Source organism: Bacillus sp. NPDC057893 (genome assembly GCF_042796455.1).
Classification (GTDB): domain Bacteria; phylum Bacillota; class Bacilli; order Bacillales; family Bacillaceae_G; genus Bacillus_A.
Genome location: NZ_JBHVNG010000008.1, coordinates 66,945 through 84,602 on the forward strand (window position 1 = coordinate 66,945; position 17,658 = coordinate 84,602).

At 33.1% G+C, this 17,658-nt stretch carries 9 protein-coding genes; all 9 read right to left on the reverse strand.

The window, feature by feature from the left end; all coding sequences use genetic code 11:
* Positions 1-22 precede the first annotated feature (22 nt).
* Positions 23-184 (reverse strand): glycine zipper domain-containing protein, encoded by a 162-nt coding sequence (locus tag ACFVQC_RS24795; RefSeq protein ID WP_002151145.1) that lies wholly within the window; start codon positions 182-184, stop codon positions 23-25.
* A 970-nt stretch (positions 185-1,154) separates the two neighbouring features.
* Entirely contained in the window at positions 1,155-3,401 is a 2,247-nt protein-coding gene (locus ACFVQC_RS24800) for a putative mucin/carbohydrate-binding domain-containing protein (RefSeq protein ID WP_377899500.1), read from the reverse strand.
* Between the two features lie 262 nt (positions 3,402-3,663).
* Positions 3,664-5,661 (reverse strand): DUF3472 domain-containing protein, encoded by a 1,998-nt coding sequence (locus tag ACFVQC_RS24805; RefSeq protein ID WP_377899501.1) that lies wholly within the window; start codon positions 5,659-5,661, stop codon positions 3,664-3,666.
* A 140-nt stretch (positions 5,662-5,801) separates the two neighbouring features.
* Positions 5,802-8,042 (reverse strand): M60 family metallopeptidase, encoded by a 2,241-nt coding sequence (locus ACFVQC_RS24810; protein WP_002166558.1) that lies wholly within the window; start codon positions 8,040-8,042, stop codon positions 5,802-5,804.
* Positions 8,043-9,281: 1,239 nt separating this feature from the next.
* Positions 9,282-10,700 carry a 6-phospho-beta-glucosidase gene (locus ACFVQC_RS24815; protein ID WP_098361944.1) on the reverse strand — a complete coding sequence of 473 codons (1,419 nt, stop codon included), beginning with the start codon at positions 10,698-10,700 and terminating at the stop codon, positions 9,282-9,284.
* 12 nt (positions 10,701-10,712) lie between these two features.
* The gene (locus ACFVQC_RS24820) at positions 10,713-12,581 is read right to left on the reverse strand and encodes a beta-glucoside-specific PTS transporter subunit IIABC (protein ID WP_377899502.1); all 1,869 of its coding nucleotides are present in this window, start codon (positions 12,579-12,581) and stop codon (positions 10,713-10,715) included.
* Positions 12,582-12,855: 274 nt separating this feature from the next.
* Complete coding sequence (gene licT, locus ACFVQC_RS24825) at positions 12,856-13,707, reverse strand: BglG family transcription antiterminator LicT (RefSeq protein ID WP_063218359.1); 852 nt, start codon at positions 13,705-13,707, stop codon at positions 12,856-12,858.
* Between the two features lie 486 nt (positions 13,708-14,193).
* The gene (locus tag ACFVQC_RS24830) at positions 14,194-15,609 is read right to left on the reverse strand and encodes a phosphatidylinositol-specific phospholipase C (RefSeq protein ID WP_377899525.1); all 1,416 of its coding nucleotides are present in this window, start codon (positions 15,607-15,609) and stop codon (positions 14,194-14,196) included.
* Positions 15,610-16,078: 469 nt separating this feature from the next.
* Positions 16,079-16,648, reverse strand: coding sequence for a methyltransferase (locus ACFVQC_RS24835; protein ID WP_071745336.1), 570 nt, complete (start codon positions 16,646-16,648; stop codon positions 16,079-16,081).
* Positions 16,649-17,658 lie beyond the last annotated feature (1,010 nt).

Below are 17,658 nucleotides of genomic sequence, written 5' to 3' on the forward strand. Positions count from 1 at the left end.
CTGTTGTATAGTATAAATATAGTTATTTTTTTTGTTTTATTTTAGAAACTCCGAATCCAATAGTAATGCCAATCATCATCCCCAGAGCAAGGTTATTAATAAGCAACCCGAAAGTTGTCCCCAAAAACAGTCCTATAGATATTCCAATTACCGTTTTTGCATCACTTTGTATATTTTTATTCAAAAAGGTATACCTCCTTTCATTAGAATTATGAATTGTAATTTTTAAATAAATTCCATATTTATAGTGTCTTAAAGATAACCAACAACGTATTATTTTAATTATATAATACGTTGCTGTCGGTTGTTAATCTATATTATAACCTCTTAATTTGCAGCGTTTTGAATGTATACTTTTTCACGATTTTTGAGGATATCAGGAGATTTGGATTGAGATTAATGCTTTTATTCCTTGAATAATTTATATCTAATTTTGTAATAAATTTCTCAATATAAATTTACTTGTTAATTGTGGTATTAATATTCAAAATTAACAAAAATTAAATTACAATAAAAATATAATGGTTATCACTTTTGTTTACTCCTTGCGCTAAAGATAAGATTGTGTTCCCGATCTTATCTTTTTTCTTTGTAGATTTTTGATACAAAAAAGAGAATCCTTAATATCTTAAGGATTCTGCAACAGGAATATTCTTTATTTTTCTTCGATATCATCTGGTAGTGAACTACTCACCACTTAGCAAAGCTTGAAGTGGGAGCTTCTCAGTTCCACGACGAAAGTAACCTTTCGTCTCCCTGAGCGTTACTTAGGGGTGTTCCATCCCTAGATGTCCAACGCTTGGACGCTCTTTTGGTACGGTTGATATTTTACGCAGGAACCGAATGGCTTGGTTTTCGCACTCTATTTTCTTCCTGCAACCTCATATATCAAGTTATCAAAGAACTTCATATAGCTAATTTATCAAAAGTTTTTGGCTATGCCAAACCGAAATTCATCTCCCTCCTACCGTTGGGCTACGCCCTTCACACGCTTGAGGAAGGAGCATTCTTTCGGGGAATTCGTTAAATATTTAAAATTTGCACCCGGTGATGGAAGATCATTCTTTTCACCTTTCATCCTTACAAAGAGCAAAACTTCTCCCTGACCATAATTACCATAAACATTTGGGCGTAGTTTCAATATATATCAGCCCCTATGTAAGTGGCTTCCATAATGCCAAAGCGAATATCCAATTCGGATCACCATTACCTTGATGATTTTGAACAGCTTCATACACTTTCCCTTGATGTTCTACTTTGTCGCCCTTTGTATATGCCTTCCTTGGATCCCATTTTTCATAAGATACATTTTGATCTTTTGTTTTTATCAGAAGAATGTTACTTTGGATCGATGTATTTCCAGCTGCATCTACAGCCTTCACTGTATATTTATATTCCTTATTAGCTATAAGATTTTGATCAGTAAACGTCGTTCCTTGTAGCGTTTGAATCAATTGTCCATCACGTAATACCTGATATTCTTTTACACCCACATTATCTGTAGAAGGATTCCATTTTAGCTCTACACTGTTAGAAGTAACGTTGCTTGCATATAATCCTTGTGGCTGTGTGGGAGCTTCTGTATCTGGTTTCGGATTAACAATTTTATCTACTTTTTTCAATCCCTCTTTTGTAATCTCATAGACTGCTTTATTCCCAAAGCTTTCCTGCATGTTATTTTCCATATTTTTGATAATAGCTCTGTTCGCACCTTCTAAATGTGTGAATTCAATAAAATCGCCTACTTTTACCGGAACTTTGGCTTGCACAGCATTTTGTTGCTTATTTCCATAAATTTCTTTGTTATATACCACTTTACCTGATGTGTTTTGCACTTTAATACTTGCGTATGTACTATCAAAGTAAGGGTGTGGTACACCTGCTTTTAGATCCATTTGCATTTCTTCTGTTGATTTATTTAAATTTACTTTTGCGAATTCAAAATCTCCAATCCCTTTCAGTGACCATGAAAACTGTTTTCCTTCCAAGATATCATCTGTATTTGGTACATGGCTTTTTATTTGAGTAAGAAGATCCATCATCGGTCGCGGTTCATTCGCAAAAACAGAAATGATACTGTTATTTAATGCTTTCCACTCAGCATCTGTTACATTTAGGCTTTGTAACATAAGAGAAACGTAATCTTTCCATACTAAAAAATTGATTGGTAAAATATTGGTGGATATTTTATAAATTGCAATTTTATTATCTGCTGAAGTCATCGCTTTCGCTAACCAGCGTAATCGCTCTGATTGATCTAGTTTTACTGGATCACGTTCAGCATTTTCAAATAGTAGCATATACGGTACTTGATTTGTCGGGCTATTATCTGACCAAGGAATAACAGTTGCATCATGACGGCTCGATTCACTCCATCCGGATATATCATTTCCTAAATTCCAAGAAGATGGTTTGTTGTTCCATATAAGTGCACAATGTCCAGGTTGTCCAACAGGCATAGCTGCCACTCCAAAGGCTTGGCTTACTTGCGTACCAAACTTCGAAATATTACCGCATACCCCGCCAAATCTGTAAATGGAAGAAAGATTCCAACCTAAACCGTAGAATGCATCATTTCCAGCGTGAATGCTAACTCCATCTTTGTTATGGGTTACATAATTAATCAAATATGCACTTTCCCCTACCTTATCTTGTTTTTTAAGTTCTGGATGTTCCGTATTAATCATATTTCTTGCCCAAGTTAAATCTTCTTCTGGTGACCAAGTATTCACTACTAATCTTAAATGCCAAACATCATATGTTCTAAAGCAAGGAAGTAACTCATTATTTTGATCTGCTAATTTATAATGTTGGTACCTTGTTAATGGATTAATAGGTTTATTGTTTGTCCAATATTTTATAGGTTCAGCATGAGCTAACGATGTAGCTATCGCTAATTTTAAATACAATCCTTCGTGAGAATTTGCATCCGCATTCCAAATTGTATTCCATATCTCAAGTGCATTTACAGGATTTTTTCCAGTTGGACTACCACCTTCAAGATAGGTATTCATCACATCTGTATTTTTCATAGCCCAGCCAAGAAATTTCTGATGGTCAGCATTTTTTTTAGCAAATGTAGCCATTGTTGCAGCACCTGTTTGTGATATGAATTGCCACTGAGCCAATGCTGCTGCAAATACTGGGTCTGCAAGCTTCTTTTTTAAATTTTCTTCAGTCATACCCCCAATATTTCCATTCAGATATGCTGTTAGATTATTCAAATGAGCTTCAAAATTACCATTTGCAATTGCTTGATCCGTCTGTTGGCTCAATGTTTCTAAAGTGAATGTTCCTTGATTGAGTGAAATCGTTTCAGCTGAAACTTTTGTATGCGGAATCGTAGCAATACTTCCTAAAATAATCGGCATAGTTAATAATAAAGATGAAATCCTTTTCAAAATAATTTCCCCTTTTTTTGTTTTTGACCTTTGACTGCTGCATGATTCTCGTTTATATAAAATAATTTCCATACTTAAAGGCATGAGGAATTAAACAGCCAACATGAATATAATTTGGTAGTTTCCAAACCTTTCGCAACTGGCTGACATAGTGGAATGCACCTTAGTCCCTATAACTTTCACTAATTTTACCTTTATCGAATTTCATTCTCAGATGAAATCATAACAAATTTCATTTTATAACGTGGTATTCCCACGCCCATCAACTTAAAAAATTCAAAGTAAGTGGTTTCCATAACGATAAGGCAAATATCCAATTCGGATCACCATTTCCTTGATGATTTTGAACAGCTTCATACACTTTACCTTGATGTTCTACTTTGTCGCCCTTTGTATATGCCTTCTTCGGATCCCATTTTTCATAAGATATATTTTGATCTTTTGTTTTTATCAGAAGAATGTTACTTTGATTTGATGTATTCCCAGCTGCATCTACAGCCTTTACTGCGTATTTATATTCCTTATTAGCTGTTAGATTTTGATCAATAAACGTCGTACCTTGTATTGTTTGAATTAGTTGTCCATCACGTAATACCTGATATTCTTTTACACCTACATTATCTGTAGAAGGATTCCATTTTAGTTCTACACTGTTAGAAGTAACATTGCTTGCATATAATCCTTGTGGCTGCGTGGGAGCTTCTGTATCTGGTTTCGGATTAACAATTTTATCTACTTTCTTCAATCCCTCTTTTGTAATCTCATAGACTGCTTTATTCCCAAAGCTTTCCTGCATGTTCTTTTCCCTATTTGTAATAGTAGCTCGGTTCTCTCCTTCTAAATGTGTGAATTCGATAAAATCGCCTATTTTTACCGGAACTTTGGCTTGCTCAGCATTTTGTTGCTTATTTCCATAAATCTCTTTGTTATAGATCACTTTACCTGATGTGTTTTGCACTTTAATACTTGCATATGTACTATCAAAGTAGTTATGTGGTACACCTGCTCTTAGATCAATTTGCATTTCTTCTGTTGATTTATTTAAATTTACTTTCGCAAATTCAAAGTCTCCAATCCCTTTCAGCGACCATGCAAATTCGTTACCTTCAAAAATGTTTGGAGATTGATTTTTGATTTGTACCTTTTTCTCAACAGTTTGATCAAATAAATCCGTTAATACAATTTTTGCATAAGCATTTGTTGGTAATGATATAGATTGACTGATTCCATTTTGATAAGATTTAATATCATCAATTACGTTAATAGGTTGGCCCGTCATATTTTCATTGTTATAAATTTCAATTTTCCCCTTAAATTGCGGTGTACTATTTTCTTTTAGTTTCCAAGATACATTTAATTTTTCATTTTCATAATATATAGATTGGATATCAAAATCTAGTTTTCCTATTTCAGGTTGATTAGGTTGATTTAGCGTGAATATTTTTCCTGATCCAATGGTAGACTGCGTATTACCTCCTGCTTTGACCCATACATATTCTGAAGTAGCTCCTCCATCATATTGATAAGTATTATCATGCGTTCCGGAAATATTTTGATTATTCCAAGAACTCCATTGTTTATCTACTAACTTTCGGCTATAACCATTTTTTAGGCGCGCTTCCCGAACATTCTGTCCACTATCCGCCCAGTCTTCTTGAAACATTCCTAATCCATGATTAAATGCCACATTAGCTACCGGAAAGTCCATAATTGCAATTAGATGCCATTTATTCTTTGTTACATCTTTCATCCATTGTCCAAATTTAGTATGACCATCTTCTTGCCATGAACGCATTGTCATTCTGTACCAATTGTAGTCTTTCCAACCATAAGTTGTTTGAACCTTCAGTCCTGTTCCTTCTCCTCCAAAGAGTCCAGCTTGTGAATTCGGAGATAAGTATTCGGCCTTTATTGCTTCTTTAGAGGAAATTGGATCCCATATGGCAAAATGTAAAGTACGTTTTCCATTTTCATCAAACCCACTTTGTTGTTGAAAACCAGCATATCCTCCAGCTTCACCACCTGCATTCCAGTTGTGTACAGCCCAATACGTATAAGGTGCAGTCTGAACTGGTGACCAGTCTATACTAATAATATCTGAGGCAGGTATATTTTGAGGACTCACATAAACTGCTGGAGCAGCTGAATGTGTTTCGGCTTTAGTGTGCGAAATAGACGTCCCAAACATAGAAAACATGCTACATGCTGCGGTAATTATAATAACTTTATTAAAACTTCTCCTAGTTTTCTGAATAATCACTAATCTACTTCCTTTCCTAATTTTTATTATTGAATAATAACTTAGTAGAGAAATCTATCAAAATTCAAGCAACATCCAGTAATTCTTTAAAATACTGCCCCAATTTATGTTGTTCTATCTTCACATCTGATTCTTACATATTACTTGATTGTAATTGGTTTCCATAACGATAATGCAAATATCCAATTCTGGTCACCATTTCCCTGATGATTTTGAACAGCTTCATACACTTTCCCTTGATGTTCTACTTTGTCACCCTTTGTATATGCCTTCTTCGGATCCCATTTTTCATAAGATACATTTTGATCTTTTGTTTTTACCGGAAGAATGTTACTTTGAATTGATGTATTTCCAGCTGCATCTACAGCCTTCACTGCATATTTATATTCCTTGTTAGCTGTTAAGTTTTGATCAGTAAACGTCGTTCCTTGTACCGTTTGAATCAATTGTCCATCGCGTAGTACCTGATATTCTTTTACACCTACATTATCTGTAGAAGGGTTCCATTTTAGCTCTACACTGTTAGAAGTTAGGTTGCTTGCATATAATTCTTGTGGCTGTGTCGGAGCCTCTGTATCTGGTTTCGGATTAACAATTTGATTTACTTTTTTCAGGCCATCCTTTGTAACTTCGTATATGGCTTTTTTTCCAAAGCTCTCTTGTTTACTATTATCGACATTCATAAAAGTAGCTCTATGCACACCTTCTAAATGTGTTAACTCGATAAAATCTCCTACTTTGACTGGTACCTTTTGCGATTCAGCATTTTGCTGTTCGTTTCCATAAATATCTTTATTGTATACTACTTTCCCTGATGCACTTTGTACTTTAATACTCGCGTATGTTTCATTAAAATAATGATGCGGTATGCCTGCTTTTAAGTCGATTTGCATTTCTTCTGTCGACTTATTGAAATTGATTTTAGCAAACTCGAAATCGCTAATTCCTTTTAGTGACCATGCAAACTGTTTTCCTTCTAAAATATTATTTCCATTAGGCATATCTGGTTTAATTGGATTAGAATCCGTACCCTTCCAAATTTCTGCTGTTAATATTGGATATCCTAATGCAGTCACTTTTTGAATGGTATCGTTATTTGGACGTAATCCCCACTTCTCAAAGAAAGGAATCAAATTTTGTTTGGCTACTTTTGATGCTGAAATCATAAATAATTGTTTTTTATTTTCATCAGTTTGTGGAAGTTCATTTGAAGGCATGTCTCTATACAATTGATGCAAATTAGGATAGAAATCCTCTCCATATGCTAACTGTAGTTGCCAAAGCATAACAAGCTTAACAAAAACATCACTAATTTCGTCATAATTTTTATTCGTTTGTTCTAGATATTGAAACGCTTTTGGATAAATTCCACTTTTCTCTAAATTGGATGGTTGATTAAATGCTTTTTCTACAGAAAGGCTGTATATATTATTTTGTACTTCTGTCATATTATAAAAATTCCAGGGCCATTGTTGTCTCAAATGCCCTGCCTCATGCCATGGACCCCAGCCATCTTTTACAAATTTATTAATATCTAACACGTATTGGATTGCATCTCCTACATAAGCGGTTCGATAAGGATACGCATACATATAATAATCAGGAGAATGATTTTCCTCTACGTAATGAACATAATGTTTATCTACTTGTTCTTCGGATAATCCAGCTACTTTGTCTTGAATTCGAGTAGCTTCATCCATCTTTTTTAAGAGTTGTACAGGATCTGTATTAGAACCCAACAAATATTTCTTAACACGTGCCGGGCTGGCCGTAATTAATACACGTTCTCCTTTTAACTCTACTGCATGTGCATTAGGATATTGGTCCAGCATGTTTATTAAATCTTGTTTCGTATGCTTTCCTAGTTCAAAGAAAGGCGTAGTCGTTCCACCTGTTGTGACTGTTGTTCGAATGGTACCGCCTTGTTGTTTATTATAAAAATAAATCATCCCTCCATTTGGAGATTGGATTGTGTTTATCCCCGGTTTTAATGTAAATGATTTTATTTTAGAATCTTCTCTCCAAGAAGCATCATACGAATACGTTCCAATGTATGCTTGAATATCTTGATTTCCTTCTACATTAATCGTTATTTGTTCATTTGGTTTTGCATATAAACCAGTTGGTTCATATGGACTAAATGCCATACTTTTTCTTTCCTGTTGTTTTAGTACCTCAACATCCCCTTTTCCTGGGACTGTATACGTTCTATTTTCTGATTTAACTGACTTTTCTTCTTGCAGTGATGTTGATAATTTTTTTTGCTGCTGCCTTTCCTCTGCAAAGACATCCGATGAAGAAATCATTCCAGTCGCAAGCATAGTTACTGTAGCAGTAGCTGCAAGCATTTTTCTAGTTTTATTTTTTGAATTATTCCCCATATTTTCTCCCTCTCATTTCCTTGATAAATTTAATAGTTTTCGTTTCTTTAGCATGTGCTTACGTGTTAAAACAGTTCATGAACTCGTATTTATTACTTTTTACGTAGCCCTTCCTTTATTATGTTTATATTTAGATGTTATTTTATGACACATATTATTACAACTTTATAAAATATCAATCAATAATGCGCTTTTATGTTTTGATTTGGTATTCTTAATTATCATATAAATCGAACAAATTACATAAAGGTATTCATTTCGTGTGAATAATACTCTAAATCAAATTATTTACAGATTAATAATTCACAAAAAATTAATATTATGTAAAATCCTATCAAGGAAATAAATACAAGCTGATTCGTCATGTATACATTGAAATCACTAAGGTGATTACTACCATCAGATTACTTCATTCCTTTTTCTATTTCAGTTTAAGTTTGTAAGTTATTAGAAGATAAAAAACGTTATTTTTTCTAATTTCAATATTAAATAAAGCCACTTTATTTAATATTGAAATAACTGTTGGTTTGGAATAAAGTTTAATCAGAAATATTACGCAAACACATATTATATGGTAAATAAGAAGCATCCATTTTGAAATAGTATACAATTTTTATAAAAAAGTTTGATCATTTTGTTCTCTGTAAATTTAAGTGCCTTTATTCGGATCATATAATACCATTTGAACTCAAAAAATATCACTGTCCGTGAAACCTAAAATATTCATTTCTTCTTTCAATGAACGCCATGGTTCTATTTTAATGAATTTCGTAATTTTGTCCCTTAGCACACATGCAGATAATATGCTTCTTCTTTCTTTTTCAAAATCCCCCCTACTGCAAAATAATAAACCATATAGCTATATAAAAATTATATAATTACTAAGTGCATTATGAAGTAATATGTGTTAGTTAGGTGGTTCATAACTTTACTTTATTTCTTCTCTTTATACTCTTTAATTATAGATTCCAACGAAATAAACAAAGACGAAGTCTTCAATCAGACCTCGTCTTTTCGTCGTATAACGTATTACAAAAATTATTAGCGGCTTCATAAAATTCAATTGTAATTTCCTCACCGTTTTATGTGTTAAGAAACTTTACAACAGAACCGTTTCTAGTTTATCAGAAATCTTTTGGCTGCACCAAACCGAAAGATTTCTCCCACCTATCGTTGGGCTATCCCCCTGTACACACTTGAGAAAGAGAATTTTTTCGGATAATGTGTTAAAATTTAATTTCAAAATGAATCCAAATTATCACCATTAGAGGCAATAACATTTTTATACCATGCAAAGCTTTTTTTTCTATAACGTTTTAGGGTCCCATTTCCATCATTATCCTTATCTACATAGATGAATCCATAACGCTTTTTCATTTCTGCTGTTGATGCACTTACTAAATCAATTGGTCCCCATGTAGTATAACCTAATAAATCGACTCCATCAGCGATGGCCTCTTTCATTTCTGTAATATGAGATTTCAAATAATTAATTCGATAATCATCATGTACTGTCCCCTCTGTATTTAGTACATCTACTGCTCCAAAACCATTTTCAACAATGAATAGAGGTATTTGGTATCGATCATATAACAAATTCAAGGCTATGCGTAAACCTTTTGGATCAATTTCCCATCCCCAATCTGAGACCTTTAGGTATGGGTTTTTAACACCGCCAACCTGTAAGTTACCGGCAGAAGTTTCATGTTTATCAGGAGAAGCAGATGCCGTACCGCTATTATAGTAGCTAAAACCTAGGTAATCTACTTTATGGGATGAGAGAATTTCCTCATCACCAGGTTCCATTGTGATTTGTATTTGATTTTCAGCGAAATATTTTTCAGTATATGAAGGATAATACCCTCGAACTTGAACATCAGTAAAGAATACTGTTTCACGATCTAACATCATGGCTTTCCATACATCTTCAGGATTACAAGTATGCGGATAAGTTGGCGCATAGGCAAGCATGCAACCTATCTTACTATTCTTTATCGTTTCATGACCTGCTTTTACAGCTAAAGCGCTTGCGATAAATTGATGATGAGCCGATTGATACTGTATATTTTGCTTATGATCCCCTTCTTTAAACTCGAGTCCCCCACCAGTAAAAGGAGCATGAATTACAAAATTAATTTCATTAAACGTCAACCAATATTTCACGTGTTTATAGCGTTCAAATAAAGTAGTGGCAAAATTTAAATAAAAATCAATAAGTTTACGATTTCGCCATCCTCCATATTTTCTCACTAAATTGAGAGGCATTTCATAATGAGATATTGTTACGATAGGCTCAATGTGGTATTTTTTCAATTCGGCAAATACTTGATCATAGAAAGCTAATCCCTCTATACTTGGTTGAGACTCATCACCATTTGGAAAAATTCGAGTCCATGCTATACTCATACGGAAGCATTTAAATCCCATTTCTGCAAAGAGAGCAATATCTTGTTTATAGTTATGATAATAGTCAATTGCAGTATGATAAGGGCAATCTCCATTTAGTAAGAAATTTGGTGGGCTAAAGACACCATTTGGTAGTACATCTGCTGTAGAAAGACCCTTTCCACCTTCTTTATAAGCCCCTTCAATTTGATTCGCTGCTGTTGCTCCACCCCATAAAAAATTTTCAGGAAACGGTTTAGTGAATGGTTTCATATTTAATACCCCCTATTTAACTATTGTTAATAAATTAGTATTAGTTGAGACGGATTGATTCGTCGTTTGAATAATATCTAGAAATTGATTGCTATTTGTCACAATAATAGGTGTCGTTGTTTCATATCCAGCTTCTTTAATTTTATCGATTTCAAATTGAATTAAAGATTGCCCCATCGACACTGAATCTCCTGTCTCTACAAGCTTAGTGTAATACTTTCCATCTAATTGAACTGTATCAATTCCTACATGAATCAAAATCTCGATTCCATCATCTGAGGTAATTCCCACTGCATGTCCAGTTGGAAACATAGTAGTCACAGTCCCGTTTACTGGGGAAATCACCTCACCCTTATTAGGATTAATGGCTATACCTTTACCCATTGCTTCGGATGAAAATACTTGATCTTTTACTTGTGATAATGGGATGACTTGTCCAGATAATGGACTGTTAATTATTTGTTTGTTTAATACTTTTTTCGTGTTATTAGGATTACTCAGCTGCTTAGGTTCCCCTTCCATCTTTCCCTTCTGTTTTGAAGGTTTATCTTCATATCCAAAGAAATAAGTAAGCAGTGTAGTTCCACCAACTGTAAGTAAGATCATTAAAAAGTAAGGTAACCATGGAGTGGTAGAACCACCTAGTGTAAAAATACTATGCAGCATAAACGCTTTCGCTTCGGCTTTAAATGACCCAATAAATGCGCCTCCGATAGCACCAACAATAATGACGTAAGCTAGGGTACGTTTATGAGTTAAAATTAAGCCATAAATAATTGGTTCTGTTACACCAGAAAGTAAACCAGTAATTGTAGTAGATCCTGCTAGAGATTTTAGTTTTTTGTCTTTCGTTTTCAGGAAAATCCCTAAAGCGATTCCCATTTGTGCAAATGTACTTGCTGCCCACATTGGATCTATTGGATCTCCACCATTCGTTAAGTTTTCGATACTCATTGGAATGAGTGCCCAATGAAGTCCAAAGACAACTAAAATAATCATTGTACCTCCAATCACAGCACCAGTCAGTAATCCACTGTGTTCGCTTAAAAAGTTAATACTAGAGGTAATCATTTTTCCTACATAAATTCCGAATGGCCCAAACGCTAGTACTGTTAATGGAACTATAATAATCAATGAAATCATTGGAGAAAGAAATAATTGTAAATCTTTATGGATAACTTTTTTTAGGAACTTCTCCAATTGTGCATAAATAAGTACAGCAATAAAGGATGGAACGATACTTGAAGAATAATCCATTAATAGGACAGGAATTCCCAAGAATGAAGTTGTATCTCCATTACTCATTAGACTAGTAAAATTCGGTTCTAATAATGAAGCTCCAATAATTCCACCCATATATCCATTAGCACCAAGTTTAATAGCAAGAGTAATACCAATCATAACAGGTAAAAAGTATAAAATAGCATTTCCTGCTGCTGCTAGGATTCCATACGTACCACTTTTTTCAGAAAGAACACCAAACATAACTAATACTGCTAATATCGCCTTTAACATCCCAGCTCCAGCAAGTGGTGCTAAGAGTGGTGTAAACGTACCAGAGATTAATTCGAAAATCATTGCTGTGAGCTTTACCTTTTCTTTTGGTTGATTATTTGATTGAACAGATCCACTATTAAAGTTTCCTACTTGAACTAAATCATTGTACACATCTGCAACATTTGAACCAATTACAATTTGAATTTGTCCTGTACTCTCAACAACACTAAGTATCCCTTCTAAATGTTCTAACTTTTCTTTGTCTAAAAGCGTTTTATTATTTAGTTGGAAGCGAAGACGCGTAGCGCAATGGACAACGCTTTTGACATTCTCCTTTCCTCCAATTCCTTGTATAATCTTTTTTGATAATTTTTCATATTTCATTCTACACACTCCTTTATTATTAAAAATTATTATATATATCAAGATATCCTGAATTTCCTTAGAGATTTGTACTCAAAATCTTAATCCCTTGGACACAAAAAAGGAAATTGGAGAAACAAAAGGTTTCTTCTAAGAGAATTTCTTAATTTTTGATTAGATAAGGATCAATGCTATAAAATGTAGCATCAGAAATATAAAAAACCTGAGTTGAAACTATGTATATACATAAGCTTCAACTCAGGTTTTGCCTGCCAAACAGTCACAATCCTGTAAATTAATCATTTTGATTTAATTTTCTTTGAGTAACACGATTTATATGAATAACAAAATAAGTAATCTCATTTTTTGTAAGTTTTTGATTGTAGTTAGATTTTAAAAGTGCCATTATCTTCTTTGCACAACCGTAAGCTTCCGGATAACTTTCCTTCACTTGTTGATATAATAAGCTATCTTCTTCTACTATTTGTTCATTACGAGAGAGACGATAAGCAAAATACCTTAAATGTGTAACAAAACGATTATAGTTCAGAGATTTTTCATCTAATTTGATTCCAAAATGGTAGTTTACAATTTTTAAAATTTCTCCTACTATTTTTGTTACCATAATGGTTTCTTCCATTACTATATTATCTTGTTGTGCATTAATTACATGTAAGGCAATGGAACCAGCTTCTTCTTCTGGTAGTTCAAATCCAGTATGTTCTTTAATTATTGTAAGAGCTGTTAAACTAACATTATACTCTTCTGGATAAAACTTTTTTATTTCCCAAAATAAAGGATTCCTAATAATTTGACCTTGTTGAAATCGATTAATTGCGAAGTTAATATGATCAGTTAAGGTAAGATAAATATTATCACTAATTGAGTTAGAAATTTGTTTCTTTATATATTCCACAATTTGGGTAGTAAGCTCGAAGTGTTCCGTAGGAATCTCATTAATTAATTGTAATAATTTATTCGATACTTGACTTTCCTTCTCTAGCACAAATACTTTATCCACTATGGATTCATCAATATATTCACCTACTTTTTTTTGAAAAGCAATTCCTTTACCCATGACAATCATTTCTGTTCCAGTTCGGTTTACCAAAGCAACATTATTATTAAAAACTTTTTTTATGAGCATATATCATCACCTTATTAGGTTTTTAGATATTGATTGCTCAGCAGCAGCTACATACTTTAGAGTATAAAAAAACCTAAATTAATTAGAATCCAGTATTTCAAAATCTGGTTTCACCATAATTTAGGTTTTGCCTGCCGAACAGTCACAATCCATTTGAAGTTTTATACCCTGATTATAGCCAACTATGTTAGCGTTTTCAATAAGTTTTTATAATTACATATTATTTCCTGTTTTTTTAACTGGTTTGACAGTACATGTTGACCATAAGGTTCGTAGCATAAATTGAATACGAATCATAGCTAGCAATACTCCACTATGCTTTGATTTGAACTACTCAACACTTCAAATAGTCCGTGAGGGTATTAAGTATTGACGCTCTTTTTTGTTATCATAAGAAAACGAACAGTTCTATTAGCATAGTCTGTTCGTTTAAAAAAGAGATAAGAATAGAGCCTTACCCTTATGAAGAAACTTTACACTAAAACCTTAATTTGTAATAGCGTATATTTTCACTGTAAATTTGTTAGTTGCGCCACTTGGGTTTGCAATATAGTATTTAGAATTTGTATATGCTTCAGTCCTAGATCCATTCGAAATGTTTCCCCAACGAACAGAATCCGTCCCCAGAGAAACATCAATCATAACATTGAAGGAAATAGTAGAAGCATTATCTTTTTCTGTAGGCTCGATAACCCATTTTAATCCCTTTGTTCCTGTGGGTAAATTATTAACGCTAAAGTTTTGACTTGATCGATTTTTTTGTCCAGATAATGGCTTCGATTCAGAAGAAATTTGGGAAATTAATATATCTTTTTCACTTGAGTCTATCCCATTTAATCTGATAATACTATCTATTAAACCTGGTCCAGGAAAATCAGCAGCAATAATACCAGAATGCTTAATCCCACCTTGCTGTATGAAATCAGTTCCAAGTGTATTCATTCCCCCATAAAATACTTGTCCATTTATGTCACGAGGGAAATCCCTCCATTCATTTGTTACATTTTTTTGAATCAGTTTTGGATTACTATTAGTATTTCTGCTCTCTTTTCCGCTTGCAACAAACCAAGGGTAACAATTATTCAATAATGCTGCTGCACCACCCGTGCCACTAAAATGGTTGAGATAGATCTTACCATTGTTAAAGTTATTATTTGCATTTAGAAGATGGGTTTTCACCGCATTCCATTTTTCATACATTCCGTCTGGTCCAGTGCCAACTTCAAACTTATCTTGGATATTCAAAGATTCATAATTAATACCATATTCTTGAGATGCCGAGAAATTTTGTAATATTACAATTTTCCCTCGAACATCTCCTAGCTTAGGATTATTTTTTTCTGAGGATGGTACAGAATTCGGATCCCAAAAATAGGAAGCATTACGGTCTTTATAATTTTTAAATATTTCCTCGAATGATAGCGAGCTACTTTCAGGATCAGTATCTTCCTTTAAACGCATTAAAATAGTTTCTTTAGGATTATCTCTTAGAAATTGAATTGTCTCTTTTAATACATCTTCAAACATTGCTTTTTGATTTACAATTCCATGGTGCATCGCAAAAGAATCTTTTACACGTTTAACACGCATGTCTACATAACGAATTCCTGCATTGAATTGTTGAGATAGGGTCATTGTTTGATTTCTTGTCAAATTTTCATCAATAAAACTTGCCCCATGTAAAGCCATTGAACCATGAGTCCCCGGGATAGATACTTCGCTTATTCTTTTTGTATCTTCTAGTTTTGACATCCATGTTGGATTTTGATAGCCTATATTGGATTCATAGGAATAACCTGGATGACTATCAGCAAATACTGTAGAAGTCGTACATAAACTTGCAAGTGTAAAACAAGTAAGGATTCCACTTTTTAAGATGTTTTTCATTTTTATTTTCTTCATTATATCTCTCCTAATTTTTAATAGATTAGTCTCATAAAATAAGGTGCGTTTTTTTACAATATACATTGCTTCTTTTCCCAGAATAATGAGATTTTCTGCTTGAAAATATTTTTGATAGCGGTCAGTTACTTGAAATTTTGAAGGGCCATAGCGGTTCATCCAACAACCATCAGATTCATACATATACAAATCTGAACCCTAGACATGTAAAGACACCATTCTTCATCATACTTCACGGATTTTAAAAAGAATCGAAGCCACTCATTTTTTAAACAAACAAAACAGAAGTCTTAAACAAGACTCCTATTTTGTGACATATAATGATAGACAAGATGCTTAACAAATTAAGAAAATACAACAGATGTGTTAATACTTGGTTTATATTTATATAAAAGTTTTTTATAACAAGGATGCTTACGAAAAATGGGCTTCTGCAAAACTAAACAATAACTTATTTCCCCTTCAATTTCTACTCATTAAAAGTTAAACTAACTACAGTGGCAATTGATTGTGCTGCTTGTTCCCAGCTTCCATCTATAACTTTTCCAAGCTGTTGACCAAGTGAGTTTAAATCGTTTGGATTAACTGGGATTCCATTATACGCAGCAAGAATTGATAAAAGCGGAGCCACAAATGGTGTAAAACCACCCCTATCAATATTAAATACAGGCTTATCTATCACCTTTCCATCTTGTACTGTAAACTCATAATAAAATTGATCATCTGGACGAAAACTTAAATGATGAGAAATTTGTCCCTTAACATATTTTTTACCGCCAGCTAAATTTACAACTTCAATTGGTTTTACATTAAATTCATGATCGAATACTTTGATTTTTTTGACTTCTGGACCATTTAAAGCAGCATTAACAGCTGTTTCCAAATTACTCTGTGCAAACGGTTGAATACTAATTTGTGACTCTTTTTGTTGGATAGGAGCTTCTTTTTCTGCAGCAAATACCGATGTAGTAGGTAATGCACCTGTAGCTAAAGTAGCTGCAAGCGCTGTTGTCATGATCATCTTACTCTTCATTTTCATAGTTTTCTTCCCCCTTTAAGTTATGATATATAACCTTTTAAATACTGACACCGTACATTGTATTTATCACAATATACACCAAAGATTATTATAAGAATACCGATAATTAATGTCAGAAAATTAAAATGAATTATATATGTATTTACAATAATATCTATCTACACATCTTTTCGCAATTTTCAGATAAATGATTAGATAATAGCCTTTTATAAGATAGTTTATCATCTTAAATCTTTATATATACTCTATAAACATAGTAAAATCATATTGCTAATACTATAATTGAAGCGAAAAATCATATTAAAGTTAATAAATTAACACAAATTTTCATATTCATTTTTAGGTTCTGTTGCAAACTTTCTTAACAGGTAAAAGATGAGAGGGTTTACAAATTGTGTATCTTAAATTCATAAGTTATTATCTAACTGGTGGTGCTCACCATCCAATGAAACCAGTAACTGCATCAAAAAGAAGTGCTCCTAGATTTATCTAGGAGCACTTCTTTTTGAAATACTCTTCTCTCTTTCAGGTCAATTTTTTTCATAAATTGAACCCCAATGATTTCACTATTTTGGTTAAGTTTCTTCCATAGAAAAATTAAATTTGATATGAAAGATTGGAATACCTTCGCATTATACTTATTTTTTCATTATAATATTCAAGGGAAGTAGGCAAAATGCAACATAATAATTCATCAGACGGAGAGAGAATAATATATGTACCCAAAATTCATTGACAAAATAGCACTTTCGAAAGCTCATAAAGATTTATTAATTAAACTGTATAATAAAGAAATTTCAAGAAGTGAGTATAATCGGTTGGTAGATAAGTTTTATCGGCCACAACAGAAAGAAACTATGAAGTAAGCGTTTATGTAAAAATAAGGAATCACATATAAAGTAAAGCTACATCAAGAACACTTCAAAACCTATATATCAAGTAACCATTATAAAATATACCTTTCAGGTACCATGCGGATCGACAGAATCAAAGCGTTGCCAGATGTACAA